The 25,810-nt window shown below is 60.4% G+C and carries 22 protein-coding genes; 11 read left to right on the forward strand and 11 right to left on the reverse strand.

Annotated features, from left to right (window positions below; genetic code table 11):
- Positions 1 to 47 precede the first annotated feature (47 nt).
- The 8 genes from msrB (at position 48) to AAZQ98_RS07690 (ending at position 9,437) form a co-directional block, all read left to right on the forward strand.
- Complete coding sequence (gene msrB / locus AAZQ98_RS07655) at positions 48 to 491, forward strand: peptide-methionine (R)-S-oxide reductase MsrB (protein WP_332498793.1); 444 nt, start codon at positions 48 to 50, stop codon at positions 489 to 491.
- Positions 492 to 640: 149 nt separating this feature from the next.
- A complete protein-coding gene (locus AAZQ98_RS07660; RefSeq protein ID WP_434691087.1) occupies positions 641 to 2,026 on the forward strand; it encodes a DUF6421 family protein in 1,386 nt (461 codons plus the stop codon).
- A gap of 22 nt (positions 2,027 to 2,048) precedes the next feature.
- Positions 2,049 to 2,753: an SDR family oxidoreductase gene (locus tag AAZQ98_RS07665; RefSeq protein ID WP_434691090.1), complete on the forward strand. Its 705-nt coding sequence runs from the start codon at positions 2,049 to 2,051 to the stop codon at positions 2,751 to 2,753.
- Positions 2,754 to 2,835: 82 nt separating this feature from the next.
- Positions 2,836 to 3,897: a threonine aldolase family protein gene (locus AAZQ98_RS07670; RefSeq protein WP_434691093.1), complete on the forward strand. Its 1,062-nt coding sequence runs from the start codon at positions 2,836 to 2,838 to the stop codon at positions 3,895 to 3,897.
- 61 nt (positions 3,898 to 3,958) lie between these two features.
- Positions 3,959 to 4,597, forward strand: a complete 639-nt coding sequence (locus AAZQ98_RS07675) for a DUF3000 domain-containing protein (RefSeq protein ID WP_105656736.1) — start codon at positions 3,959 to 3,961, stop codon at positions 4,595 to 4,597.
- Positions 4,598 to 4,643: 46 nt separating this feature from the next.
- Positions 4,644 to 5,894 carry an HRDC domain-containing protein gene (locus AAZQ98_RS07680; protein ID WP_434691097.1) on the forward strand — a complete coding sequence of 417 codons (1,251 nt, stop codon included), beginning with the start codon at positions 4,644 to 4,646 and terminating at the stop codon, positions 5,892 to 5,894.
- 158 nt (positions 5,895 to 6,052) lie between these two features.
- Entirely contained in the window at positions 6,053 to 7,303 is a 1,251-nt protein-coding gene (locus AAZQ98_RS07685) for a thiolase family protein (protein ID WP_434691100.1), read from the forward strand.
- A 10-nt stretch (positions 7,304 to 7,313) separates the two neighbouring features.
- Complete coding sequence (locus AAZQ98_RS07690; RefSeq protein WP_434691103.1) at positions 7,314 to 9,437, forward strand: 3-hydroxyacyl-CoA dehydrogenase NAD-binding domain-containing protein; 2,124 nt, start codon at positions 7,314 to 7,316, stop codon at positions 9,435 to 9,437.
- A gap of 201 nt (positions 9,438 to 9,638) precedes the next feature.
- On the opposite strand, the gene AAZQ98_RS07695 is transcribed toward AAZQ98_RS07690, so the two are convergent.
- Together AAZQ98_RS07695 and AAZQ98_RS07700 are read right to left on the reverse strand one after the other, a co-directional pair.
- Positions 9,639 to 9,770 carry a putative transporter small subunit gene (locus tag AAZQ98_RS07695; protein WP_426734060.1) on the reverse strand — a complete coding sequence of 44 codons (132 nt, stop codon included), beginning with the start codon at positions 9,768 to 9,770 and terminating at the stop codon, positions 9,639 to 9,641.
- Positions 9,770 to 11,461 (reverse strand): sodium:solute symporter family protein, encoded by a 1,692-nt coding sequence (locus AAZQ98_RS07700; protein ID WP_434691106.1) that lies wholly within the window; start codon positions 11,459 to 11,461, stop codon positions 9,770 to 9,772. The genes AAZQ98_RS07695 and AAZQ98_RS07700 overlap by 1 nt, the downstream gene beginning before the upstream one ends.
- A 1,001-nt stretch (positions 11,462 to 12,462) precedes the next feature.
- Here AAZQ98_RS07700 and AAZQ98_RS07705 point away from each other — a divergent pair.
- A complete protein-coding gene (locus AAZQ98_RS07705) occupies positions 12,463 to 12,936 on the forward strand; it encodes a Rieske (2Fe-2S) protein (RefSeq protein WP_434691109.1) in 474 nt (157 codons plus the stop codon).
- A gap of 74 nt (positions 12,937 to 13,010) precedes the next feature.
- Here the strand turns inward: AAZQ98_RS07705 and AAZQ98_RS07710 are convergent, their stop codons facing one another.
- Positions 13,011 to 13,985: an aldo/keto reductase gene (locus tag AAZQ98_RS07710; RefSeq protein WP_426736235.1), complete on the reverse strand. Its 975-nt coding sequence runs from the start codon at positions 13,983 to 13,985 to the stop codon at positions 13,011 to 13,013.
- A gap of 135 nt (positions 13,986 to 14,120) precedes the next feature.
- On the opposite strand from AAZQ98_RS07710, the gene argG reads away from it, so the two are divergent.
- Positions 14,121 to 15,548 carry an argininosuccinate synthase gene (gene argG / locus AAZQ98_RS07715; RefSeq protein ID WP_434691112.1) on the forward strand — a complete coding sequence of 476 codons (1,428 nt, stop codon included), beginning with the start codon at positions 14,121 to 14,123 and terminating at the stop codon, positions 15,546 to 15,548.
- 145 nt (positions 15,549 to 15,693) lie between these two features.
- Here the strand turns inward: argG and AAZQ98_RS07720 are convergent, their stop codons facing one another.
- From AAZQ98_RS07720 to AAZQ98_RS07745, 6 genes are all read right to left on the reverse strand, one after another.
- Positions 15,694 to 16,029 (reverse strand): hypothetical protein, encoded by a 336-nt coding sequence (locus tag AAZQ98_RS07720; RefSeq protein ID WP_105656743.1) that lies wholly within the window; start codon positions 16,027 to 16,029, stop codon positions 15,694 to 15,696.
- A gap of 21 nt (positions 16,030 to 16,050) precedes the next feature.
- A complete protein-coding gene (locus AAZQ98_RS07725; RefSeq protein WP_434691115.1) occupies positions 16,051 to 16,542 on the reverse strand; it encodes a GNAT family N-acetyltransferase in 492 nt (163 codons plus the stop codon).
- Positions 16,543 to 16,548: 6 nt separating this feature from the next.
- Complete coding sequence (locus AAZQ98_RS07730) at positions 16,549 to 17,118, reverse strand: hypothetical protein (protein ID WP_133834259.1); 570 nt, start codon at positions 17,116 to 17,118, stop codon at positions 16,549 to 16,551.
- A gap of 28 nt (positions 17,119 to 17,146) precedes the next feature.
- Complete coding sequence (locus AAZQ98_RS07735; protein WP_286134572.1) at positions 17,147 to 17,698, reverse strand: DUF402 domain-containing protein; 552 nt, start codon at positions 17,696 to 17,698, stop codon at positions 17,147 to 17,149.
- A 65-nt stretch (positions 17,699 to 17,763) separates the two neighbouring features.
- Positions 17,764 to 19,731, reverse strand: a complete 1,968-nt coding sequence (dxs, locus tag AAZQ98_RS07740) for a 1-deoxy-D-xylulose-5-phosphate synthase (RefSeq protein ID WP_105656856.1) — start codon at positions 19,729 to 19,731, stop codon at positions 17,764 to 17,766.
- A 168-nt stretch (positions 19,732 to 19,899) separates the two neighbouring features.
- Positions 19,900 to 20,703 (reverse strand): phosphotransferase, encoded by an 804-nt coding sequence (locus AAZQ98_RS07745; protein WP_434691119.1) that lies wholly within the window; start codon positions 20,701 to 20,703, stop codon positions 19,900 to 19,902.
- 145 nt (positions 20,704 to 20,848) lie between these two features.
- Here AAZQ98_RS07745 and AAZQ98_RS07750 point away from each other — a divergent pair, with 145 nt between their 5' ends.
- Positions 20,849 to 21,463, forward strand: coding sequence for a class I SAM-dependent methyltransferase (locus AAZQ98_RS07750; protein ID WP_434691122.1), 615 nt, complete (start codon positions 20,849 to 20,851; stop codon positions 21,461 to 21,463).
- A 96-nt stretch (positions 21,464 to 21,559) separates the two neighbouring features.
- On the opposite strand, the gene acnA is transcribed toward AAZQ98_RS07750, so the two are convergent.
- Both acnA and AAZQ98_RS07760 read right to left on the reverse strand, forming a co-directional pair.
- Complete coding sequence (gene acnA, locus AAZQ98_RS07755; protein ID WP_133834261.1) at positions 21,560 to 24,268, reverse strand: aconitate hydratase AcnA; 2,709 nt, start codon at positions 24,266 to 24,268, stop codon at positions 21,560 to 21,562.
- A 191-nt stretch (positions 24,269 to 24,459) separates the two neighbouring features.
- The gene (locus AAZQ98_RS07760) at positions 24,460 to 25,782 is read right to left on the reverse strand and encodes a class I SAM-dependent RNA methyltransferase (protein ID WP_434691124.1); all 1,323 of its coding nucleotides are present in this window, start codon (positions 25,780 to 25,782) and stop codon (positions 24,460 to 24,462) included.
- Between the last annotated feature and the right edge of the window lie 28 nt (positions 25,783 to 25,810).

The raw sequence follows: 25,810 nt of genomic DNA on the forward strand, positions 1-25,810 counted from the left end.
TGACCTGGCCCGGGAATCATCTAGCCTGCTCAAGCGTTTTATATTGCATGAATGATGAATCGGTAAACCAATCAGCACAGCCAGCAGACGAAGCGGCCGCGCGCAGCGATGTGCAGTGGCAGCAGATCCTCTCTTCCGAGGAATTCCGCGTATTGCGCCAAGCAGGGACCGAGCGTCCATTTACCGGCGAATACTGGGATACCACTACCGAGGGCGTGTATTCCTGCCGAGCCTGTGGTTCGGAACTGTTCGCCAGCACCACGAAGTTCGATGCCGGTTGCGGCTGGCCTTCCTTCTTCGCGCCGTTGGCCGAAGATCGGGTGCGCTATATCAGCGATGAGTCCATGGGCATGAAGCGTGTTGAGGTGCGTTGCGCCAATTGCGATTCGCATATGGGCCACGTTTTCGAGGGTGAAGGTTTCCAAACTCCAACCGATCTGCGTTACTGCATGAACTCTTTGAGCCTGACCCTGCGTCCTGCCCAGGGCTAATGCCTTTGTCGGTGGCAAGGCATGGATCACATTTAGAGCAAGAGTTGCTTATTCACTGATCACTTAGCATCACTTTTTCTGTTGTTTGAGCGTAGCGTTCAAGGTAAGCACTTGAGCGCTGCCCCAAACATGAAAAGAAGGTGTATGAAATGACTCAGATTTCCTCCAAGCCAGTACCGGCCACCGACGCAGAAGTACTGCAGATCGCAAACTCGGAAGCTTGGCTGACGTTGAAGTCTGCCGCCACCGAGTTCCAGGGCCTCCAGGCACAGGACGGTTCCTTGGCCGACAGCGCATCTGCACCACAGGCTGCCAAGCTCGTTGATTCCATCATCGAGTCGGTGCAGTCCTTGCGCGTGCACTTCGAGCACGACGCAGAGTACCTTGAGCAGCTGGTCACGGACCTGCGCCAGTGGGCAGATGCAGGCTTCGGCGTTCCCGACTTCCTCGATTCGCTGATGCAGTTCCAGCCCCAGGCCCAGCGCATTGACGGCCTGCTGCATCTGGTGCTTTTCCCGATGTACACCCAGAACGGTTCAACCAACCGCCACCTCGAAGCCGTGCTGGTGCAGGTCATGTGGCCTGAGTTCATTGCCGGCCTGGAGAGCAAGGACTACGCCAACGCCCTGTTCGTGCCGCTGCGCTTCATCGACTTCACCGAAGGCTACAACACCAATTCCGCGGTGCTCTTCCCGGAGTCGGTCGCCATTCGGCAGACGCCATCATTCACTTGGGGCGCGATCTTCCAGGATCGTGAGGCTGTACGCTTCCGCAAGGTCCTGCAGGAAGCTACACGCATCACCAACCTCGAACTGCCCGATGACGCCGCAGAGCTGCTCAAGGACCAGCACCTGACCGAAGAAACCTTCATCATGTGGGACCTGATTCACGACCGCACCCACATGCGTGGCGATCTGCCATTCGACCCGTTCATGATCAAGCAGCGCATGCCGTTCTTCCTGTACTCGCTCGAAGAACTGCGTTGCGATTTGACCGCGTTCCGCGAATGCATGAAGATCGCCGCCAACCCGGCTTCGGATCAGAAGAGCGCCAAGATGGCCAAGCTGGTGCAATACGCGGTGATCTTCGACCGCATCTTCCGCTTCGCCATCACCGGCTCGCGCGTACGCAACTACGACGGTCTCGGTGGCCAGTTGCTGTTCGCATGGATGCACCAGCACCATGCACTGCACTGGACCGACACCAAGCTGAGCATCGATTGGGATCAGGTACCCGAGGTGGTTGCAGCCTTGGGGGATGCGATCGACGAACTGTATTGGAAGTCCATCGACCGTCCGAAGCTGGCTCACTGGCTTGCCGCCTACGAACTGGTTTCGGCCACCGTCACCCCGAACCCCGCGTCGGTCTGGGCCAAGGGTCCGGATGCTCTGCCGCTGACCGCGCCGCTACGTGAAATCACCGACCAGGTCATGGACGATGAATTCCCGCTGTCGATGTTCTACGAGGCTCTGAATAAGAAAATGGCCGCCGTCATCGAATCGACCAAGGGCATGACCGGGGCAACGAAAATCTAGCCTTTCCTCTAGGCTAGAAAATGTGAGCAAAGAAAGAATCTCCTTGAACGAGACATCCAGACTAGTGCTCCTTGCCGGTGCTACTTCCGCCTCCGGCATTGCCAGCGCCACCGCGCTGGTTGATGCCGGAGCGCGTGTGCTTGCAGTGGGAAGCAACCAAGAGCGCCTCGACGAACGCCTCCCGTTCGTTCATGCCCGCTATGAATGCGATCTGGGCGACTTCGCAGCGGTCAAGCAATTGGCGCTGCGGATTCATGAAGAGCACGGCAGCATCGATGCGCTGATCCACCTGGTAGGTGGCTGGCGTGGCGGTAAGTCGATCACCGGCCAAACCGACGAGGACTGGGATTTCTTGCACAGCAGCGTGCTGACCACCCTGCGCAACACCTCCCGCGCCTTCGTCGACGATCTGGTCGCCTCCCCCGCAGGCCGCTTGGCGATAGTCAGTGCCGAGGCAGTACTGAATCCGACCCCGTCCAATGCCAACTACGGTGCGGTCAAGGCCGCAGCAGAACACTGGGTCAATGCCATCGCCCGCCTGTTCGCCAAGCAGGCAGAAAATGCCGCCGCGGTGAGTTGGGTCGTCAAGGCATTGAGCGACAAGTCTCCCGAAGAAACGCCTTCCGGGCAGACCCCGGTGCAGTTTCTTGCCCAGGCGGCAGTAGCCCTGATTGGCCAGGATGCCCGCGAGCTCAACGGCACCCGGGTTGCATTGCCCAAGGCCTGATTACTGGCCGGTGCACACCTCTGGGCGCTGCACTGGCATAGCTTTCGACTTCACCCCTTGAACTACTAAGGACCTCCACAGCATGACTTTTACCCACGACGCTTCGATTCGCGGATTCGCTTCGGATAACTATTCTGGCGTGCACCCGCGCATCATGGATGCGATTTCCCGCGCCAACGGCGGCCACCAGATCTCCTACGGTGAGGACCAGTACACCGAGGAACTAGGCAACGTCGCCCGCAATGCCTTTGGCCCGGAAGCCCAGATCTTCCCGGTTTTCAACGGCACCGGCGCCAACGTCATCGCCTTGCAGTCCTTGCTTCCACGCTGGGGCGCTGTCATCTGCGCATCTTCTGCACATATCAACGTGGACGAGAACGGTGCGCCGGAGCGCATCGGCGGCTTCAAGCTGCTGCAGGTTGACACTCCCGACGGCAAACTGACTCCAGAGCTGATCGACCAGGAAGCATGGGGCTGGGGCGACGAGCACCGCGCGCAGCCGCTGGCCGTGTCGATCACCCAGGCCACCGAGCTGGGCACCCTGTACACCCCTGGGGAAATCAAGGCCATCACCGACCACGCGCACAAGCTGGGCATGAAAGTGCATCTGGATGGCTCGCGCCTGTCCAACGCCGCGGCCTCCCTGGGCGTGCCGTTGCGCGCGCTGACCACTGACGTCGGCGTGGACATTGTTTCCCTCGGCGGCACCAAGAACGGCATCCTGCTCGGCGAGGGCATTCTGACTCTGCGCAGCGAACTGGCCCAGGACCTGAAGTACCTGCGCAAGATGAACATGCAGCTGGGTTCGAAAATGCGCTTCATCTCCGCACAGCTGATCGAGCTCTACGGCACCGATCTGTGGCGCGAATTGGCAAGCCACTCCAACGCCATGGCCGCCAAGCTCTCGCAGGCAGTTGAGGAAATTGACGGAGTCCAGCTGGTCTACCCGACTCAGGCCAACGGCGTCTTCGCCCAGCTGCCTACCGAGGTCAGCGACCAGCTGCGCGAGCACTTCCGCTTCTACGACTGGGATCGCGCGGCCGGCCAAGTGCGCTGGATGTGCTCGTTCGACACCACCGAGGAAGATGTTGCAGCGTTCATTGCCAAGCTGCACGAGCTGCTTGGCGCCTACGCCGCCGCTTAGCATGAACCCGCGGTCGGCGCGCCGTACCCATGCTCGGGTACGGCGCGCTTAGACTCAAATTGTGACCAATGATCGCCCTGCTTCCGCCATTCCGAAGGCCTTTGCCACGGCCCTTGAAGAGTTGTCGCATGCCAAGGTGCGCAAGGAACTGAAATTCACCGAAATTCCGGCCCCTGGCAGGCTGGCGCCGTTCGCGCTGGCACTCAGCGGCGACGTGATGGATGTGGTTGCTCCCGGACACGGCCCCCAGGGCCAGGAGATTGGCCGCACCCCGTTCCTCCAACCAGCCGAGCAGCTGGCCACCGGACGCTTCATCCTCCTCTTCGACCCCGCAGGCCAAGAACTGTGGAATGGCCAGTTCCGCATCGTCACCTACATTCGGGCCCGCCTGGATCATGAAATGGGCCAGGATTCCATGCTGGCTTCCGTCGCGTGGTCATGGCTCGAAGAAGCCCTGCGCGATCGCGACGCCGCATACCATTCCGCTGGCGGTACTGCGACGCGGGTAATTTCCGAGTCCTTTGGCAATCTCGCCGGGGAACAAGACCATATCGATATCGAGCTGCGTGCTTCCTGGTCCCCGGACTCTGACCATCTTGGAACGCACCTGAGCGCGTGGGCCGATATGGTTTGCACTTTCGCCGGCCTGCCTCCCCTGCCCGAAGGCGTGCAGCAGCTGCCTCATCGCCGCCTGAGCTAGCGATTATCAATGCGATGGAGCCGAATAGTCCTAGAATGGAAGCACCATGCCGAATTCTGACTCTTCCGCTCCCGCATCATCCACCACTGCCAACGAGGCCGCCGCACCCGTTCTGACGCCGCTAAGTGCGCCGCGCGACGGTATCCCCGAAGTCATCGACACCGCACCTGCCTTGCGTCGTGCAGTGCGGGCGCTGGAAGCCGGCACCGGCGATCTGGCCGTGGACACCGAACGAGCCAGCGGGTTCCGCTACGGCCAGCGCGCCTTCTTGCTGCAGATTCGCCGAGAAGGTGCGGGCACTTGGCTGATCGACCCGGAGACCCTGGACGATCTGTCCCCGTTGCGCGAGTTCGTCAACGAGCAGCCCTGGATCCTGCATGCGGCCACCCAGGATTTGCCGTGCCTGCACGAATTGGGCATGTCCCCTACCTCGCTGTTCGATACCGAGATGGCTGGCCGTCTTGCGGGATTCCCCCGCGTCTCGCTGGGTACCATGGTGGGCGAATTGCTCGAGCTGCAGTTGGCCAAAGAACATTCGGCAGTGGACTGGTCCACCCGCCCGTTGCCTGAATCATGGCTGAACTACGCCGCACTGGATGTGGAAGTTCTCGAAGAGCTGCGCCAGGCCATCACCGCGGTGCTGGAAGAGCAGGGCAAGCTGGATTTCGCCTTCCAGGAATTCGAGTACGAACGCAATCTGCCTGACCCTTCCCCGGCACAGGTGCCGTGGCGCAAATTGTCCGGCATCCATAAGCTCAAGAGCCGACGGAACCTGGCGGTAGCTCGCGAACTGTGGCTTTCCCGCGAAGCCCTGGCGCAGAGCCGCGACGTTGCCCCGGGTCGGCTCATTCCCGACCGAGCCATCATGGCCGCCGTGGATCAGCGCGCCACCAGCGTTCCAGCGCTCTTGCAGATCCCCGGGTTCCACACGCGCAATGCCAAACGCGATGCCGCACGCTGGGTCGACGCGATCAAGCGCGGCAATAGCACCAGGGACCTGCCCGACCTGCGCGCCCCCAAGCCGGACTTGCCGCACCCCCGCTCATGGGCCGAAAAGAACCCGGCCGCGGCGAACCGGCTGGACGCGGCCAAGCTGGTCGTCAATGAGGTGAGCGAGCACTGGAATATTCCGGGCGAGAATCTCTTGACCCCGAAGTACCTGCGTGAATTGTGCTGGAATGCGCCGGCTCGCATCAGCGAGGCAAGCGTAGCGGACATGCTGGAAAATCTCGGTGCCCGCCAGTGGCAGCGTGGACTTCTTGCGGACAAGCTGGCCGTCGCGTTGAAGCAGGCCTAGGCGGTTTCCAAGAAGGATTCACCGCGGGTTCCCGGATTTGCAAGGTGCTGCACTTGCACTTCAAGTTACTACTGAGTAACGTATGGTTCAGGTCACAGTGATGCTGGCCACTGCCCGGTCTTCACGGGCAGCATGAACCAACCCCAAGGAGCCCGACGGTGAGTGCCAACGCTTCGACCGTGCGCAACAATGCGCGCCCTTCGCTCGACGACCGCGATGTCGTCTTCATCGACGGGGTGCGCACCCCATTTGGCAAAGCCGGCGAGAAGGGGATCTACCACGGTACCCGCGCCGATGACCTTGCCGTCAAAGCCGTACGCGGCCTGCTGGAACGCAACCCGGAAGTTCCTGCCGAGAAGATCGACGAGATCTCCATTGCCGCAACTACGCAGTCCGGCGACCAGGGCTTGACCTTGGGCCGCACCGTGGGCCTGCTCTCCGGCATCCCCAAGTCCGTTCCGGGCTTCGCCATCGACCGCATGTGCGCCGGAGCGATGACCGCCGTCACCGCGACCGCCGGCGGCATCGCTTTCGGCGCCTACGACGTAGTGGTCGCCGGCGGCGTGGAGCACATGGGCAACCACCCCATGGGCGCCGGAGCGGACCCGAACCCGCGCTTCCTCTCCGAGCGCATCGTGGACCCGCAAGCATTGAACATGGGCAATACCGCGGAGAACCTGCACGACCGCTTCCCTGCGATCACCAAGGAACGCGCCGACCGCTATGCTGTCGCATCGCAGGCCAAGCTGGCCAAGGCCTACGAGAACCAGCAGATCCAGGCCGATCTGATCCCAGTGGCGGCCAAGCGGCCGGGCGAAGGCTGGGCCGTGAACTCGGCTGACGAACCGCCACGGCCAGGCACCACCATGGAATCGCTGGCCGAACTGCGCACCCCCTTCCGCGCCCACGGACGCGTGACCGCAGGCAACGCAGCGGGCTTGAACGACGGAGCCACCGCCGCCCTGCTGGCCAGCGGCGCGGCAGTGCGCGAGTTGGGCCTGGAACCGAAGATGCGCATGGTCTCCTTCGCCTTCGCAGGCGTGGACCCGGACGTGATGGGCTACGGGCCGGTGCCGGCCACCGAAAAGGCCCTGGCCAAGGCCGGCCTTGGCATCAACGACATCGGCCTGTTCGAAATCAACGAGGCCTTCGCCGTGCAAGTGCTGTCCTTCCTCGACTACTACGGAATCGACCAGGACGATGACCGCGTGAACCGTTACGGCGGTGCCATCGCGGTGGGGCACCCGCTGGCCTCTTCCGGCGTGCGCCTGATGTCCCAGCTGGCCCGCCAGTTCTCCGAGGACCATTCGGTGCGCTATGGCATCACCACCATGTGCATCGGCTTGGGCATGGGCGGCACAGTGATCTGGGAGAACCCAAACCACGCGGACTTCGGCAGCAAGGCATAAGGAAGAGACAATGACTGCAATGAGCAAAGATTTCCAGGCTGTCGCGCAGCTGATGCACGATGAGACTGTCACCCACACCTTCGTGAAGGATGTGGCCTTGCCACGCGGCAAGACAATGGCACTGCTGACCCTGGATAACGGCCTGGACCACAAGAAGCCGACCACCCTCGGGCCCAATGGCCTGCTGGAGCTGCGCGCCGCGCTGGAAGTCCAAGCAGAACGCGCCAAGAATGGCGAGATCGATGCCCTGGCGATCACCGGCAAGCCGTACTTCCTGATTGCCGGTGCCGACCTGTCGGCCGTCACCCGCCTGAGCGCACCGGATCAAGCAACCGCCATGGCTTCGCTGGGCCACTACACCTATGAGCTGCTTGCCGATTTGGGCGTTCCGACCTTCGCTTTCATCAACGGCCTGGCGCTCGGCGGCGGCTTGGAAATCGCGCTGGCTTGCAACTACCGCACCGTCAGCACCGCCGCGGGCGCATTGGGCCTGCCAGAAGGTTTCCTCGGCCTGATTCCGGGTTGGGCCGGCGTATACCGCCTGCCCCGCCTAGTCGGCCCCGAGAACGCGCTGAAGGTCATGATCGAGAACCCGCTGAACAGCAACCGCACCCTCTCCGGCCCGGCAGCTGCCAAGATGGGGGTGGCCGACGCCCTGTTCGAACCAGCTGACTTCATCGAGCACTCCATTGCCTTCGCTGACTCCGTCATCTCCGGAACCACAGAGGTCAAGCGCCCCAATGCGGTCGATCCAACCGATCCCGAGGTTGCTCGCCGCTGGCTGGATGCGGCCGACGCTGCCGAAAAGTTCGTCGATGCGAAGCTGTCCGGCGCGGCCCCGGCACCGTACAAGGTGCTTGAGGTCTTCCGCAAGGGCCTGGCCATCTCGCAGCAGGAATCAGCAGTCCTTGAAGTCGAAGCGCTGACTGGCCTGATGAGCACCCCGCAGTTCCAGAACACCGTGTACGCCTTCCTGGACCTGGTCCAGAAGCGCGGCAAGCGCCCCGCCGGCGCACCGGATCCAAAGCTCGCGCGCCCCGTCACCAAAGTGGGTGTCGTTGGCGCAGGGCTGATGGCTGGCCAGCTGGCCCTGCTGTTCGCCCGCCGCCTGAACGTTCCGGTGGTTATCACCGATCTGGATCAATCGCGCGTGGACAAGGGCCTTGCCTACATCCATGGCGAGATCGACAAGCTGCACGCCAAGGGCCGCATGAGCCAGGATGCGGTCAACCGCACCAAGGCTCTGGTCACCGGCTCGGTCACCAAGAAGGCGTTCGCTGATGCCGACTTCGTCATCGAGGCCGTGTTCGAAGAACTGAATGTGAAGAAGCAGGTTTTCGCAGAGGTTGAAGCCGTGGTCTCCCCCGAGTGCATCCTGGCCACCAACACCTCCTCGCTCTCTGTCACCGAGATGGGCCGCGACTTGTCGCATCCAGAGCGACTGGTCGGTTTCCACTTCTTCAACCCGGTAGCCGTGATGCCGCTGCTGGAAATTGCTGCTACGGAGTGGACCAACGATTCCTCGCTGTCCACTGCATTCGTGCTGGGCAAGAAGCTGAAGAAGACCACGGTGAAAACCAAGGATTCTGCCGCATTCGTGGTCAACCGCGTACTGCTTCGCCTGATGAGTGAAGTCCAGGCGGCTTTCGACGAGGGCACCGACGCGAAGACAGCTGACTCGGCGCTGACGCCCATGGGCCTGCCAATGAGCCCGTTGACCTTGTTGGCGATGGTAGGTCTGCCGGTCGCGCAGCATGTCAACGAGTCGCTGAACGCCGCTTTCGGCGAACGATTTGCCGTCTCGGAGAATCTGCAGAAACTGATCGATGCGAAGATCACTGCCCTCTGGGTCAAGGATGAGGCAGGAAACCAGGTGCTGAATCCCGAGGCGGAAAAGCTGATGGCCTTCGGCGATCAGCACACGAGCAAGGAACAGATCCTGGCTCGTGTTCAAGATGCGCTGGCCGAGGAAATCGGGCTGCTGCTGGATGAGGGCGTCGTTGCCGAAGCCGCCGACGTTGATCTATGCATGATCACCGGCGCCGGCTGGCCAATGCACCTCGGTGGCATCACCCCGTATTTGGACCAGGTTGGCGCCTCCGAACGTGTCAACGGTAAGAAGTTCAACGGCTAGTACCTTCCGGGCCGCTCTTGGTTCCGGTGCTTCTCCCTGAGTGCTGGAACCATGCGAAAAGCCGGGACCAGCTTCCCTCATGGGGAAAGCTGGTCCCGGCTTTTTGCTGCCCCGTCAGGATGCAGGAACCCCGTACGGCTGGTAAATGCTGCTGTACGGGGTTCCTGCGCTCCATGGAGCGCCGCTTCGCGTGCCCGGATACTAGATGATGTCTTCACCATTGCGGCGGGCTTCCAGCCATTCCTGGATGAACCCCTTGCTGATGAAGAACAGCACTCCGGCCACAATGACCGGCCATGCCAGCACGTACAGGCTCAAGAAAAACGTCGTCATTATTTGCCTCCCAGGCTCTTGGCATCGTGTCCGGCATCTGCAGCGTCAGGCTTTCCAGGTACTGCGTCGAAGTCGCCGGTGCGTACCGCGATGACATCGAAGTCGAATTCCATCTTGGATCTGAACGACAGCAGGTAGCAGACGATAGTACTGACCGAGTAGGCAACCAGCGAGGCGCTCAAGGTCGTGTAGTCGCGCAGGAATCCGAAGACGAACGGTGCGCTGGCCAGCATCGCGACGATACCGACAATCTTGGCAACGCGCAGGCCGAAGAACCCGAAGCTCATCAACGCCACGACCACGCCGATGCCAATCACCGACAGCAGCTCGATCAGCAAGCCGGTGACGCCATTGACTGGGATCAGTTCGAAGCGAACAGGGATGAAGATCGCCAGTGCAACGAGTACCGAAACGGTGAAGGCCTTGTTGGTGACCTTTTTCCAGTAGAAGCTGGCCAGAACCGGGAAGACCAGCGCACCCCAAAGAGCTCCGACGAAGACCAGCAGGTCCAGGATGTTCAGCTGCATGCTCGCGAAAGCGACTGCCAATGCGGTGGCAACGACCATGGTCGCACGGCCAATGAGCAGCATCTTCTTCGGATCGGCCTTGTCCTTGCCGGCAACGTTCTGGCCGTACACGTCAGCCATCACAATCGAGGACAGGGCCGCCAAGTCCGAGTCAGCAGTTGACGACAGCGCACCAATGATCATGATGAAGAACAGTGCCAGCAGAACACCTGGCAGGTAGCTGGCAGCCATCTCGGGGATGAGGTTGTTCATGTCTCCACCCGACGGCTCGAACCCAAGGTACAGGGCGAGCACGCCGAGCATGCCCACGCCGATGACCATCGCTCCGTAGCCGATGGTTGCAGTGATGAAGGTTGGCTTGATCAAGTCCTCGCGTACTGCGAAGAGCCGCTGGGCAATAGTCTGGTTGCCAATTGCGTAGGCCAGAACGGCTGCAATGTAGGGTGCCCCCTGGCCCAGGAATGCTTCAGAGGAGAAGAAATTGGACTGTTGCGGGGTCAAGTTGCTCGCACCGGTTTCGAATGCGGCCGGGAACCCTGCGGCAAAGAAGATCGCCGGGACAATGATTGCTACAGCGCCCAGCATGCCTACGACCTGGACAAAGTCGGTCAGTACCGAAGCACGGAACCCGGACCACAGGGTGTAGAGCAGAACGCCGCCGGCAACGGCCAGCACGCCCTGGATGAAGTTGAACGGCGAGAGCATCGAGATCAATACGCCACCGGCGATGAAGTTGGACATCAAGGAGATGACCGAACCGACAATATTCGACCCGGCCAGCATCAGCTGGCTGGAGCGGCCGTGGCGTGCATGCATGACCTCGGCGAGGGTGTGCGCGCGTGGCGCGACCTTGCGAATCCGCTTGCCGAATGGGTAGATGAACAGAATCATCAACGCGCCCCAGAGCCCATAGTGGATCGGACCGGAGATTCCATAGGTGTACCCGGAGGTGGCTGAGGCGTACATCGACGAAGCCCAGATCCAGGTAGCGGTCATGCTTGCAGCGGAAATGCCGAATCCAATTTTATTTCCCGCCGTCATGTAGTCGTCGGCGTTCTCTTTTTTCTTTCCGATTCGGGTGGAAATAAAGAAGGTGCCTCCGTAGAAGAGCACCAATAGCAAGACAACAGTTAGGGCGCTGAACTGCACTATTTCGTTATTCACGCGCCACCTCCCTCTAATAGACAGTGATGAGATTCGCGCCGGGAGCTAAATGCTCAACCGGCGACTTATCCTGCACGTCTTCCTGCGAGATTTCATCGCAAGGGGTAAATTTCAGCTGACGCGCACAAGCCCCTGGGCCCATGAACCACTTCCCTACACTCAAGTTTCGTTCGTTTATCATTCGTATCGTTCATCCCTAGTCACGGGGAGCACCAGCTCGTGGATTCGTTCCAGAACCTGGCGCTTTTGGCTTCACAAAGTGAATCCGGACCCATGGTTTGCCTGCATCGCACTTGCGGCTATCCATATTGGCGCGCAATGGCGCTTCGGGTCAGTTCAGGCGCGGTACTCGCGTTGGCGAATACCGCCGGTTTTCCATCGGAGGGCTGCTACCCGGAACTCAACACGCGATTACTGCGCGGAGTAACTCAGTCGACGATAAAACGCCGGACAGGAAAACAGCGAAAGCTCTCTCCGAAAATAGTAGCTTCAACTAACTACATACAAATATTAGCATGAATGCAAAGATATTCGAATCTTCCGCAGCAAGGCAGCGGGGCACCCCACTCACCGACCAGCCAGCAGAGGCGCGATGTTGAATCAGCCCATCGTCTGTATCAATTACGGGACGACCTTGCAGATGCGTGTAACGGTGCGCACATAAGTGCGGAAAGCCGGGATAAAAAATATCTAGTTCTGGGCGTTCTGTTCCCCACTGTGCAGCGGAAAGGCGTGATCCAATTGCATCACCCGAAATGCCCTACCTGGATTACTAATCCTTTCCCGAGTGCGGGATTCAGTGCCATGCCGAGCGAGTTCCGGGCACTGTGGATACTCTCAGGACTTCGAAAACACTGCATAAATATACACAGTATTCGATACCGCCTGGCGAACGCATGCAGACCGCTCCCCCGCCGATCAAGCTCATCACTTGCCGCACCCTCCTGACACGGGCGCTTTGCTCTTAGCGCCGGCACAGAGATCTCTGCCAGAATAGGTGCATGACTGACATTGCCCGACCTGCCCGTCGTACGTTCATGTGCGCCTCGGCAGCACTTGGTTCCGCCGCACTGCTCACTGCCTGCGGCGATGGACATTCTGAAGCCGACACCCCCGAGGCATTGCCGATTCCTGAACCAACAGGCGAAGGACAGGCCATCATGAAGGCCACGGACCTTGCCATCGGATCGCGTGCACTCGCTCCAGCCAAGGATCCTTCCGGAAAAGAAGTAGGCGTTTTGCTCTTCCGCAAGGATGAGAAGACCGTTTTGGCCTACTCGAACGTCTGTACCCACCAGGGCTGCGCTGTGAGCCCGAAGTCCAGCAAGGAAGATTTCTACTGCGCCTGCCATGGCTCACGATTCGCACCCGCTGACGGTACCGTGGACGCAGGTCCAGCTATCGCAGCGCTGCCACGCTACGCTGCGGCAATTGAAGGTGACGACATCGTCGCCTACGTCACCGCCGCACAGTAGTTTCCCAGCACTTTTTAAGCACTGAAGGCTGAACCCGGATGGGGTTCAGCCTTCAGTGCTTGCTAGAGATACTCCTAGAACAGCGCAACCTTCTCTGGGGCCGGGAAGAGCTCATCCATCTGGGCCCGTTCTGCGGCGCTCGGAACCCAACGCACCGCTGCAGCGTTGGCTCGAATCTGCTCAGGACGGGTGGCACCGGCAATCACAGAGGCCACCGGCGACTGCGCTGCCAGCCAGGAGAACGCCAATTCGATCGGTGTCAGATCCCGTTCGGCGGCAAAGGCGTCGAATTGATCCAACTGCTCAAAATCGCTGGTTTCCACGAGATGCTGACGCGCGTGAGTCAGCCGGCTGCCCTCAGGGGCATGCCCCTTTGAGTACTTGCCGGTCAGCAGGCCGTTTGCCAGCGGGAAGTAGGGCAAGACGCCCAGATCGAATTCACGAGCCGCTGGAAGCACTTCCAGTTCTGCGCGGCGGTCAATCAGGTTGTAGTGATTCTGTGCCGAGACGAATCGCTCGGTTCCCAATTCACGGGCCACGTACTCCGCCTGGGCGATTTGCCAGCCGGTCCGGTTGGAATGGCCGATGTAGCGAACTTTGCCGCTGGTGACCAGGTCATCCATGGCCCGCAAGGTTTCTTCGATGGGAGTGTTCGCATCTGGGGTATGGAACTGATACAGGTCGATGTAGTCCGTACCGAGCCGCTTGAGCGATGCTTCGACTGCTTTGACGATATAACGGCGCGAACCACGCGCATTGAAGTCCGGGCCATTTGCGCCCTGCATATCCATGCCGAATTTGGTGGCCAGAACGATGTCATTGCGTGCTTGCCCAAGCGCTTTGCCCAGACGGATTTCCGATAGCCCCGGTTCCTTGCCATAGACATCCGCGACATCGAAGAGCGTAATACCCGCGTCAAGCGCCGCATGGATAACCGCGTCGGTTCCTTCTTGGGTTTCGGTCGCAGTTCCTGCGCGGCCAAGATTGTTGCAACCTAGCCCGACGACGGAAACACTCAGGCCGCTGCGGCCTAGCTGACGGAATTCCATGGACACCTCATCTGTTGGTTTGTTCATCCGCTTCACTGAGCGAGGTTATACCCATAGGCTATCTGGTAGGTAGTTGTGCTCAACATTTCACAGCACAATTCACTGCATTGCATATTTATCCATTAGGATGGAAACATGTCTAAAGTTCTTACCAATCTTCCTGTAGGCGAGCGCGTAGGTATCGCGTTCTCCGGTGGCCTCGACACTTCGGTGGCAGTAGCCTGGATGCGCGACAAGGGCGCCATCCCTTACACCTACACTGGCGACCTCGGCCAGTACGACGAGCCAGATATCGACGCTGTACCTGGCCGTGCACTGGAGTACGGTGCAGAGAACTCCCGCCTGGTTGATTGCAAGCCTGCTCTGGTAGAAGAAGGCCTAGCAGCACTCGCCTGCGGCGCTTTCCACATCCGCACTGGCGGCAAGACCTACTTCAACACCACCCCGCTGGGCCGCGCCGTCACCGGCACCCTGCTGGTCCGCGCAATGCGCGAAGATGGCGTGGATGTCTGGGGCGACGGTTCGACCTACAAGGGCAACGACATCGAGCGCTTCTACCGCTACGGCTTGATGGCCAACCCTAAGCTGCGCATCTACAAGCCATGGCTCGACCCCAACTTCGTTGCAGAGCTTGGTGGCCGCCAGGAAATGTCCGAATGGCTGCAGGAGCACGGTTTCCCTTACCGCGATTCGGCCGAAAAGGCCTACTCAACCGATGCCAATATCTGGGGCGCAACCCACGAGGCGAAGACCCTGGAACTGCTGAACAGCTCCATTGAGTCTGTTGAGCCGATCATGGGCGTGAAGTACTGGGACGAGAACGTAGAGATCAAGACCGAAGATGTCTCGGTTTCCTTCGTCGCTGGCCGCCCGGTAGCCATCAACGGCAAGGAATTCACCGATCCAGTGGCTCTGGTCAACGAAGCTAATATCATCGGCGGACGCCATGGCCTGGGCATGAGCGACCAGATCGAGAACCGCATCATCGAAGCCAAGTCCCGCGGCATCTACGAAGCACCAGCAATGGCGCTGCTGTACATCGCCTACGAACGCCTGGTCAACGCGATCCACAACGAAGACACCGTAGCCAGCTACCACAACGAAGGCCGCCGCCTGGGCCGTCTGATGTACGAAGGCCGCTGGTTGGACCCGCAGGCCCTGATGCTGCGCGAATCGCTGCAGCGCTGGGTCGGCTCGGCCATCACCGGTACCGTCACCATCCGTTTGCGCCGTGGCGACGACTACACGATCGTGAACACCGAGGGCGAGAACCTGAGCTACCACCCGGACAAGCTTTCGATGGAGCGCGTAGGCGACGCCGCTTTCGGCCCAGTGGACCGCATCGGCCAGCTGACCATGCGCAACCTGGATATCGCGGACTCCCGCGGCCGCCTGGAGCAGTACGCCAACATGGGCCTGGTCGGCGGCACCACCGCTGAACTCGTCGGCTCGCTGGAAGCCGGTGGAGCTGATGACATCGTGAACGCAACCCAGGTTGATAGCGATGACCTGGCGACCGACCGCGCTATCGAGTCTGCTGCATTCGACGCAGGCACCGACTAGACGCCAAGGCACAGCTAGAGGATCGGCCAGGTTCTCCCTTCACGGGGAGAACCTGGCCGATCTTTTATTCTGCCCGGAAACCGGTCAGCACAAAAAAATAGTCCCAGACGTGTGAACGTCCGGGACTAGCCTGGGTTGCAGGCTGTCAGCCCTCGATCAAGGACAGCAGCGGGCTCACCGCTATGGTGAAACCAATCAACGAAATCAGTCGAAGTACCATGCGGACACGTGCTCCCTGCTTGGTATTCGGTTCTGGCAGGCGGAAGCCCTGTTCAACGATCCACACCAATATGGCAATGACAACACCGGTCAAGGCAACCTGCGCTGGGGCGAGGCCAGAAAGCAGGGACACCACTCCAATGCCGATGATGACACCGACGCAAGCCTGGAAAACCAGGTGCAACGGCGTGCGGGTTGCTCCCATCCGCGGGACTTTACGCTGGGCGCCGGGGGTCTCGTCCCGGTCTTCTTGTGGAATCATTTCTCCTTGTTTCCTGCTCGTTCAAACCTGTGCTTTCGCGGGGCCGCGCGAAGACACCACTTCCTTGGACAACAGCAGGCCATTGCCGCCGTTAAAAACCACAGTACCGAACCGTGGAGCCCGGGCTACTTCTTCGAATCCCAGGGCACGATGAAGCGCCAAAGACGCAGTATTCCGCGCGTTGACCACGCACCATGCGGTCGAAGCGCGCTGCGCAATCCATGACAGCCTGGCCTCGGTAAGGCTTCGTGCCACGCCCCGTTGCCGGTATCCGCAGGCAACCTCGATCCCGGCAAGGTAATAGCCAGCTGGCGCCAACGGATCAGCAGGCTCCCACCAATGCGCTCGGGCCCAGCCAAGCAGCTCTCCGGCCGGGTTCTTGACGACTACCTGGCATTCACCAGCGCCCCAATTTCCAGGTTCAGCCTGACGCCCCAAACTCTCCGACAGCCGACGGATGGCCGGGTGGTCCGCTGCCTGCATCGGCTGCGTCGCAACTATGGGGCTTCTCATTCGTGATCAGTCGATGGACATCGGCTTTGGCGGCATCGGGTGCGCCATCTTCAGCTTGTTCAATTCTGCATAGGGCGCAACACCGATACTCATCTTGGTGAAGTCCAGCTTGGCTTCGCGGATGCACGTCTTGATCGCAGCGACTGCAAGCTTTGGAGCTGGCGATAGGACTCGAATGTTCAGCTTTCGGTTACCGAAATCGCTGGACTCCACCGTGCCCAGTCCGCGCCATGCCAGGTGGCCGGTCAGCGCTTCCTTGGCCTTCTTATCCAGGTACTGGTCGCGCTCGGTGCCATTTGCCGATTTCAGCGCGTACTGTACGATAACCCACGACTGATCTTCTTCCTTGATCTCTGCATAGCCTTCGGCAGCACAGGCTTCAGCGAAACCAGCGAACAATTCGTCGGCGCGGTCGGTGTTTACGTCCTGGACTTCATTGGTCTTGGACATATGCCCCACGGTGCCGTGATTGATCACGAACTGACCCAATTCATCGTCCTCGAACTGCTGGAACCATGCTTCGCGGAATTCCAGTTCGTTCTTTTCGTTCATCCGGTAGGTGCGAATGATCGCCATGTGATTACCCCTTGGGTCTACGGTGTGCTTAGTTATCTAAATTTTTGGAGGCTTCGGCAAGCTGTGCGGCTAGGCGCTCAGCCTTGGATTGCCAGGTGGCGCGGTGTTCGGCATTGAACGGTGCATCGTTGTTGATCACGGTGCCGAGCAACAGTCCAGCTTCTCTTCCAATACTACGAACTAGGGAAGCTGGATAGTTCATGCCTATTTCATGTTCGGCGAATTCATCTTCATCATCAAGGAACACGCCTTGGCTACGTGAACGAATCACGTCCAAATCCATGTCAATGGAGTTGACTTCCCAAGCGCCACGCTTCATCCGTCGCCATCCGATGTTGCTGGACAGGTCGATGTAGACATCAAAATCTTCCAGTGCATCCGCATAGAGGGTGGCAATCCACTGGCCCGAGTGTGGAATCAGGCAGAGCGCATTACTCGCTGCCAAGTGTGCGGTGCCCGGACGGGCTACCAGTGCGCCGGCCGGCTGGTGAAGCCAATGTCCGTATTTGTCCTGTCCGAGATAAAATCCGGGCACCACCCAGTGCGGGCTGGAATCATACTTCCAGGCGCGCGCTACCACCAGGGAACCCTCGGCGATAGTTTCTGGGCTACGGGGCAGGTCTACCGGGCAGCCGGACGATAGGCTCACAGCTTCGGAATCTGACCGGTAGGTAGGTCTTGTCCCGGGAGCGGCCGGGCGAATGGAACCTTGGTTCCCAGAACCTGTGCCAGGGTATCGCGGGCTACTTGCTGTGCAGTCAGTCCAACGCGGTCCAAGACCTCAGCACGAGTTCCGTGCGCCAAGAATTCGGTAGGCAAACCTACTTCGTTCAGAGCCGTATCGACACCCGCTGCACGCATTTCGGTGCGCAAGCGCGAACCCACGCCGCCGGCTCGGACGCCATCTTCGATGCAGACCACAATGCGGTGGCGGGCTGCCAGCGAAATCACCGAGGTTGGCATTGGTAGAACCCAACGAGGATCTACCACGGTCACCGATACGCCCTGGCTGTTCAGTCGTTCTGCGACATCCAGCGAAAGCTCGCTCATGGCGCCCACGGAAACGATGAGAACATCCGGTGCGGAACGGTCCCCCAAGCGTGCCAGAACATCCACGCCATCTGGCAGGCGGTCCACAGCTTCGATGGGTTCACCCACCGAGCCCTTGGAGAATCGCACGACACTTGGCGCATCATTGATGTCCAGGGCTTCACGCAGTTCCTCCCGCAGGCGGTCGGCATCGCGCGGAGCAGCCAGATGCAGGTTAGGCACGATCTGGGTCAGCGCCATATCCCACATGCCGTGGTGGCTGGCGCCGTCCGGGCCGGTGACTCCAGCGCGGTCCAGCACGATGGTGACGCCGGCCTTATGCAGGGCCACGTCCATCAGCAATTGGTCAAAGGCACGGTTGAGGAAGGTCGCGTAGACGCAGACCACCGGGTGCAGTCCGCCAAAGGCAAGGCCGGCGGCCGTAGTCATGGCGTGCTGTTCGGCGATGCCCACGTCAATGACGCGTTCGGGGTGTTCCTGGGACATTTTCTTCAGGCCCACTGGCTGCAGCATGGCACCGGTGATCGCCACAATGTCCTCGCGCTCGTTGGCCACCGCCGCGATCTCTTCGCCGAAGACGCTGGTCCAGCTCTGCGCGCTGGACTTGGAAACCGGCAGACCGGTGATTGGGTCGATAACGCCAACGGCGTGGAACTGGTCAGCTTCATCGGCGCGGGCCGGAGCGTAGCCGTGGCCCTTCTCGGTCAGGGCGTGCACGAGCACTGGGCCCGCGTACTGCTTGGCCTGCTGCAGCGCTTCTTCTACTGCGCGCTGGTTGTGGCCATCGATCGGGCCGATGTACTTCAGGCCCAGGTCCTCGAACAGGCCTTGCGGTGCCCACCAGTCCTTGATGCCCTTCTTGGTGGCATGCAGGGACTTGTAAGTGAAGTCGCCTACTGGCCCGGATCCCTTGAGCTTGACCTTGAGCTTGTCCATGGCGTTCTCGTAGGCCGGGTGGGTACGGAACTTGTCCAGCTGCTGGCGCAGTCCCGAAAGCTGGTTGGCCAGGCCGCCGATGGTCGGGGCGTAGGAGCGGCCGTTGTCGTTGACCACGATGACTGCTTTGCGGTCCTTGTCGGCGGCGATGTTGTTGACCGCTTCCCAGGCCATGCCGCCGGTCAAGGCGCCATCGCCCACCAGGGCTACGGCGTAGCGGTCATTGTTATTCATCAGCTTGTTGGCGCGGGAAATTCCATCAACCCACGACAGCGAGGAGGAAGCATGGGAGGACTCGACCACATCGTGTTCTGATTCACCGCGGTCAGGGTAGCCCGACAGGCCTCCCTGCTGGCGCAAGGTCTCGAAATTCTGGCGTCCGGTAACCAGCTTGTGCACATACGACTGGTGTCCCGTATCGAAGACTATGGAGTCAGTTGGGGAATCGAAGACACGATGGATGCCCAAGGTCAGCTCGATAACACCGAGATTGGGGCCCAAATGGCCGCCAGTACGAGCAACATTGTCGATGAGGAAGCCGCGGATTTCCTCCGCCAAGTCGTCGAGCTGCTCGAGGGTAAGCGCCCGAAGGTCACTTGGTTTCTTGATGGTCTTCAATAAAGACACGTTCATCCCCTTCACAAATTCGCCGACAATAGGCTGGAAAGCCCATGCGAAATACCTAGTTTACCGCGTTCAAGGCTTCTTTCATTATCCGTCAACGTCCGTGCAGGTGCTAATTTCCTAGCAATGACGTTCACTACCCCGAACGCAGGTGCCCGTTCGCGTGCGAGCCTAGTTGCGGTCCAGCGTATCGGCCAGCATTTGCAGCCCTTGCGCTTCGAAGGATTCATCTCCAACTTCATAAGACCAGACGGCCGTCCCCAGGCCTTCACGTAGTTGCATCATTTTCCATGATAATTCTTCGCGCGGATCATAGCCGTAGCCCTGGAAGAAGGCCTGTTCCAGCTCCGGATGCCCCACCCACTGCTGAACTGAGAGTCGCGCGAAGTCGCTGGAAGCTGGACGGAATTCAAAACGCCCAAAATCAATGACTTTCAGTTTTCCATGGTCTACGAGCCAATTACGGGGCTGCCAGTCGCCATGCGTCGGGACGACAGCCACGGATCTAGGCTCGTAGCTGGTGAACAGGTCCCTGATCTGCCGGCACCGTGAAGCACCGATACGGTGCTTGCGCTCGAGCAGCTGAAGGAATTTTGCCGTCAGCCGGGCTTCGTAGTCATGAGCAACACGCTGCTCTTGATCGTGCAGCAACCTGAGCGCGTGTCCGGCCTGCCGGTGCGAATCCGGCGCGTATTCATGTTCTGTCCCTACGCACAGTTCTCCGGGCTGGTAGTCCAGCACTGCCAGGCGGTGCACATCGCTTGAAAAACGCAGCCGCGCGGCCAGCCCAGCTTCGGCAAGTACACGCGTGTACCGGCGATGTGCTTCCAGCTCCCGGATGATGTGATGGTTTCTTTCGCCCGCGGTCTTGAGCACGAAGTGCTTTCCGGCTGCATCCAAATGGAGGACTTTAATGTCCGTCAGCCCCCAAGACATGTCCGAAACGACTGTTGCCTCTCCGAGCCAGGAACGCACTTGGTGCACTTGGCCCGCATTCAGCAGACCTTCAAGGGCAGGTGACGTCATCGGAAGTTCCTCTCCGCCAACAGTTTTCTGGAAGTGATTCCCGAGTCTAGCAATTGATCTCCAGGCTCCCTGCGGGCGGCGCTAAGCTGAGCGTATGCCACCTTCCTTTGATCCTCATCACGTCTCAGCGAGTTATTCGAGTCTCGCCAGCGCCTATATCGATCTGTTCGCTTCGCCCGAGCAGGCGGAGCTTGAAGACAGGGAGCTGATTGCGGCGTGGGCGGGGCAGCTGGAGGGGCCGGTCCTGGACGCTGGCTGCGGGCCTGGGCATTGGACACAGTTCATCGCCGATGCCCATCGGCCGGCTACAGGCGTTGACCTCGTTCCGGAGTTTCTGGACTTCGCACGGCGCAACTTCCCGAAGCCCGATTTCCTGCATGCGGACTTGGCGCAGCTGCCGTTCGAGGACCATCATTTCTCCGGGGTGCTCGCCTGGTACTCGGTAATCCATGCTCCTCCGGCGGAGCTTGCGCAGCTGTTGGGCGAGTTTGCCCGGGTGCTCAAGCCACGCGGCAAGCTGCTGCTCGGATTCTTTGCCGGGGATCAGCTAGAAGCCTTTGGCCACCAGGTCGCCCCGGCCTGGTATTGGCCGCCCGGGGAATTGGAGCTGCTGTTGGAAACGTCAGGCTTCAGCGTACTGGAGGTTGGCACCCGCACCCGGTCCACGGCCCGCACCCATGGTCAACTGAGTGCGCAAAAGGCTGGTTAAAAACCTGAGACCCAAGGCAATTGCCTTGGGTCTCAGGTGTTCCCGCGATGCGGAACTACTTAGAGATTCGCTTCGACCGGAGCCGAGGTGGATCTGCTAGTTGGCAGCGGCGATCTGGCGCAGTACGTACTGCAGGATGCCACCGTTGCGGTAGTAGTCAGCTTCACCTGGGGTGTCGATGCGCAGAACTGCGTCGAACTCGGTAACCTTGCCGTCTTGTGCGGTAGCGGTAACCTTCAGGGTCTTCGGGGTGGTGCCGTTGTTCAGCTCGGTCACGCCGGAGACAGCGAAGGTCTCGGTACCGGTCAGACCCAGCGAATCAGCGGATTCGCCCTCAGGGAACTGCAGCGGCAGAACGCCCATGCCGATCAGGTTCGAGCGGTGGATACGCTCGAATGATTCGGTGATGACGGCCTTGACGCCCAGCAATGCGGTGCCCTTGGCAGCCCAGTCACGCGAGGAGCCCGAGCCGTATTCCTTGCCGCCAAGAACGACCAGCGGGGTGCCGGCAGCCTTGTAGTTCTCTGCAGCGTCGTAGACGTAAGCCTGCGGAGCATCAGCCTGGGTGAAGTCGCGGGTGAAGCCACCCTCGACGCCGTCCAGCAGCTGGTTCTTGATGCGGATGTTGGCGAAGGTACCGCGGATCATGACTTCGTGGTTGCCACGGCGCGAGCCGTAGGAGTTGAAGTCCTTGCGATCCACGCCGTTCTCGATCAGGTAGCGGCCAGCCGGGGTTTCCGACTTGAACGAACCTGCAGGCGAGATGTGGTCGGTGGTCACCGAGTCGCCCAGCTTCAGCAGCACGCGAGCGCCGCTGATGTCCTGGACTGGCTGCGGCTCGGCGGTCATGCCGTCGAAGTACGGTGCCTTGCGTGCGTAGGTCGACTTCTCGTCCCATGCGAAGGTCGAACCCTCCGGGGTGTCCAGTGCCTTCCAGCGAGCGTCGCCTTCGAAGACTCCGTCGTAGCCCTTGGCGAACATTTCCTTGTCGATCGACGAGTCAATGATCTCCTGGACCTCGACAGGCGATGGCCAGATGTCCTTCAGGAAGACATCGTTGCCCTCGGCGTCCTGGCCCAGTGCGTCGGTCTCGAAGTCGAAGTCCATGGTGCCAGCCAGTGCGTAGGCGATGACCAGTGGCGGGGAAGCCAGGTAGTTCATCTTCACGTCTGGGTTGATGCGGCCTTCGAAGTTGCGGTTGCCCGAGAGAACTGCGGTAGCTGCGAGGTCGTTGGCGTTGATGGCCTCGGAGATCTCGGCATCCAATGGACCGGAGTTGCCGATGCACGTTGCGCAGCCGTAGCCCACAACGAAGAAGCCGAGCTTCTCCAGGTATGGCAGCAGGCCGGACTTCTCGTAGTACTCGGTAACGACCTTCGAGCCTGGCGCGACCGAAGTCTTGACCCATGGCTTGGAGGTCAGGCCCTTGTCAGCTGCGTTGCGTGCCAGTACGGCTGCGGCCAGCATGACCGAAGGGTTGGAGGTGTTGGTGCACGAGGTGATCGAAGCGATCGAAACCAGGCCGTGGTCCAGGGTGAACTGGGTGCCATCTTCCTTGGTGACATCGACGGCTACCGACGGGCGGCCAGCGCCCTGGGTGTCGTCGGCGTTCGATACGTAGTTGTGCAGGTCCTTGCGGAACTGTTCCTTCGAGGAAGACAGCTCGATGCGGTCCTGTGGACGCTTCGGGCCGGCGATCGATGGAACCACGGTCGACAGATCCAGCTCTAGGTATTCCGAGAAACGGATCTCGCGGCTTGGATCGTGCCACATGCCCTGTTCCTTGGCGTAAGCCTCGACCAGTGCCACGTTCTCGTCGCTGCGGCCGGTCAGGCGCAGGTAGTCGAGGGTGACATCGTCGATCGGGAACATCGCGGCAGTGGAGCCGAATTCTGGGGACATGTTGCCGATGGTTGCACGGTTGGCCAGTGGCACTGCTGCCACGCCTTCGCCGTAGAACTCAACGAACTTGCCGACAACGCCGTGCTTGCGCAGCATTTCGGTGATGGTCAGCACCACGTCGGTTGCGGTGGCGCCAGCTGGGATCGAGCCAGCCAGCTTGAAGCCGACAACGCGTGGGATCAGCATGGAGACAGGCTGGCCGAGCATTGCTGCCTCGGCCTCGATGCCGCCAACGCCCCAACCCAGCACGCCCAGGCCGTTGACCATGGTGGTGTGGGAGTCGGTGCCTACGCAGCTATCCGGGTAAGCGCGCAGTACTCCGTTGACCTCGCGGGTCATGACGGTGCGTGCCAGGTACTCGATGTTGACCTGGTGCACGATACCGGTGCCCGGTGGGACGACCTTGAAGTCATCGAATGCAGTCTGGCCCCAGCGCAGGAACTGGTAACGCTCGCCGTTGCGCTGGTACTCGATCTCCATGTTGCGCTCGACAGCGCCTTCGAAACCGAAGGTGTCGATCTGCACGGAGTGGTCGATGACCATTTCGGCTGGTGCCAGCGGGTTAACGCGGGTTGGGTCACCGCCGAGGTCCTTGACGGCCTCGCGCATGGTGGCCAAGTCAACGACACAAGGCACGCCGGTGAAGTCCTGCATCAGCACACGTGCAGGGGTGAACTGGATTTCGGTGTTCGGCTGAGCCGAAGCATCCCACTGACCCAGTGCATTGATGTGCTCGTTGGTTACGTTCGCGCCGTCTTCGGTGCGAAGCAGGTTCTCAAGAAGAACCTTAAGGCTGTAAGGAAGGCTGTCCGAGCCTTCAACCGTATTTAGTCGGTAAATTTCGTATTCGGTTCCATTGACGTCAAGTACGCCCTTGGCACCGAAGCTGTCCACATTGCTCACGTGGGACTCCTCTCGCCAGACACTCATTCTGTTGCACACGCACACTGTAATTCCAGTTAGGAGTTCCTAACTGAGATAGTCAGGGTCCTAGCGTGGCAGAGCTAAAAACAGTCTATCGCCTAAGCTCATAAAAAGACTCCTCGGAATAAATTTTCATCCGAATTCGTGTCTAATCGGACAATTTCAGGTGTTTAACGGCGCACGAAGAGCCCGATGGACTCCATATGGTGGGTATGCGGGTACAAATCGTGAATCTCCATATGCTCTAATTCGTAGCCACGGCCCATCAAACGCGCGGTATCACGGGCGAAAGCCGCAGGGTCGCAGGAGACGTAACAAATCCGGGATGCAGCGATGGAAGCCAGCTCCGCAGCCACCTGCTTATCGATCCCGGTACGGGGCGGGTCAAGTACCACGGCATCCAGGGAGGCATCCCCGGCGACCTGCCGTAACACTCGCTCAACACGGCCTCGGATCACCGTGGCCTGCGAATAGGAGCGCAGATTCTTCTTCGCATCGGCATGCGTGCCCGGAGCGCCTTCAATTGAGAAGACCCGGCCCTGGGAGCCAACTGCCTTAGCCAACGGGACGGAGAACAAGCCGGCACCCGCATAGAGGTCGGCGATTTGCTCGCCAGCGGCTGGCTCGGTCAGTTCAACTACGCGCTGGGAAAGCAGGCTGGCCGCCTCTCGATGCACCTGCCAGAAGCCTTCACCGGTAATCCTGAACTTCTCCCCCAGTACCTTTTCGGTCAGGAACGCCGAACCAGCCAACGTCTGCAAGCTGCCCTTGCCGTCAGCCGCCGAGCCGCCCCGCTGGCTGAATGCGGCGACATTGACACCCTCCGGGAACTGCTTTGCCACCTTTGCCGCGGCGCCGGCACTTGCTTCGGCCAGCAGGATCAGCACGGTCTGGTCATCCTGGCTGGATACCGCGGCCTCGACACGCTCGATTCCGCTGTAGTCCACAGAGTACAAGCCGGTGGCCTCGATAGCCGGATGGGCCAAGGGCATCTGCGCGATGCCGGTCAACTGGTTGCTGCGGAATGCGCTCATCGCGAGCTTGCCCTGGGCGTCCACCGAATAGGACATCCGGGTACGCCAGCCCAGGCCGTCGGCCGCGCCCTTGACCGCTTGCACCGCAGGGAAGTTGTAGTCCTCCGCCTTCAGGCCGCCTAGACGGGTCATCTGCTCGGCAGCAACCTGCGACTTCAGCTCACGCTGGTGTTCAAGGGTGATGTGGCCGAACTCTGCGCCACCCACCGGGTCACGATGCTTCAGGGCATCAGCGGCATCCCAGAAGTGGGGCACACGGTGCTCGCTGGCTTCGAGCACCTCGGTGACATCGGCACGCCAGAATTTGGCCTCCGGCGCACTGTCCGTCAGGCGCACATTCACCAGCTCTCCGGGAATGCCGTGGCGCACGAAGATTACGCGGCCCTCACGGCGGGCGACGGTGTGGCCGCCATGGGCAATCTTGCCCAGGCGGACGGTGAGCATTGGTGTTTCAGTCATCGATCTTGTCTTTCATCAGAAGCATTGA

The organism is Glutamicibacter sp. Je.9.36 (genome assembly GCF_051129975.1).
In the GTDB taxonomy this organism is placed as follows: Bacteria; Actinomycetota; Actinomycetes; order Actinomycetales; family Micrococcaceae; genus Glutamicibacter.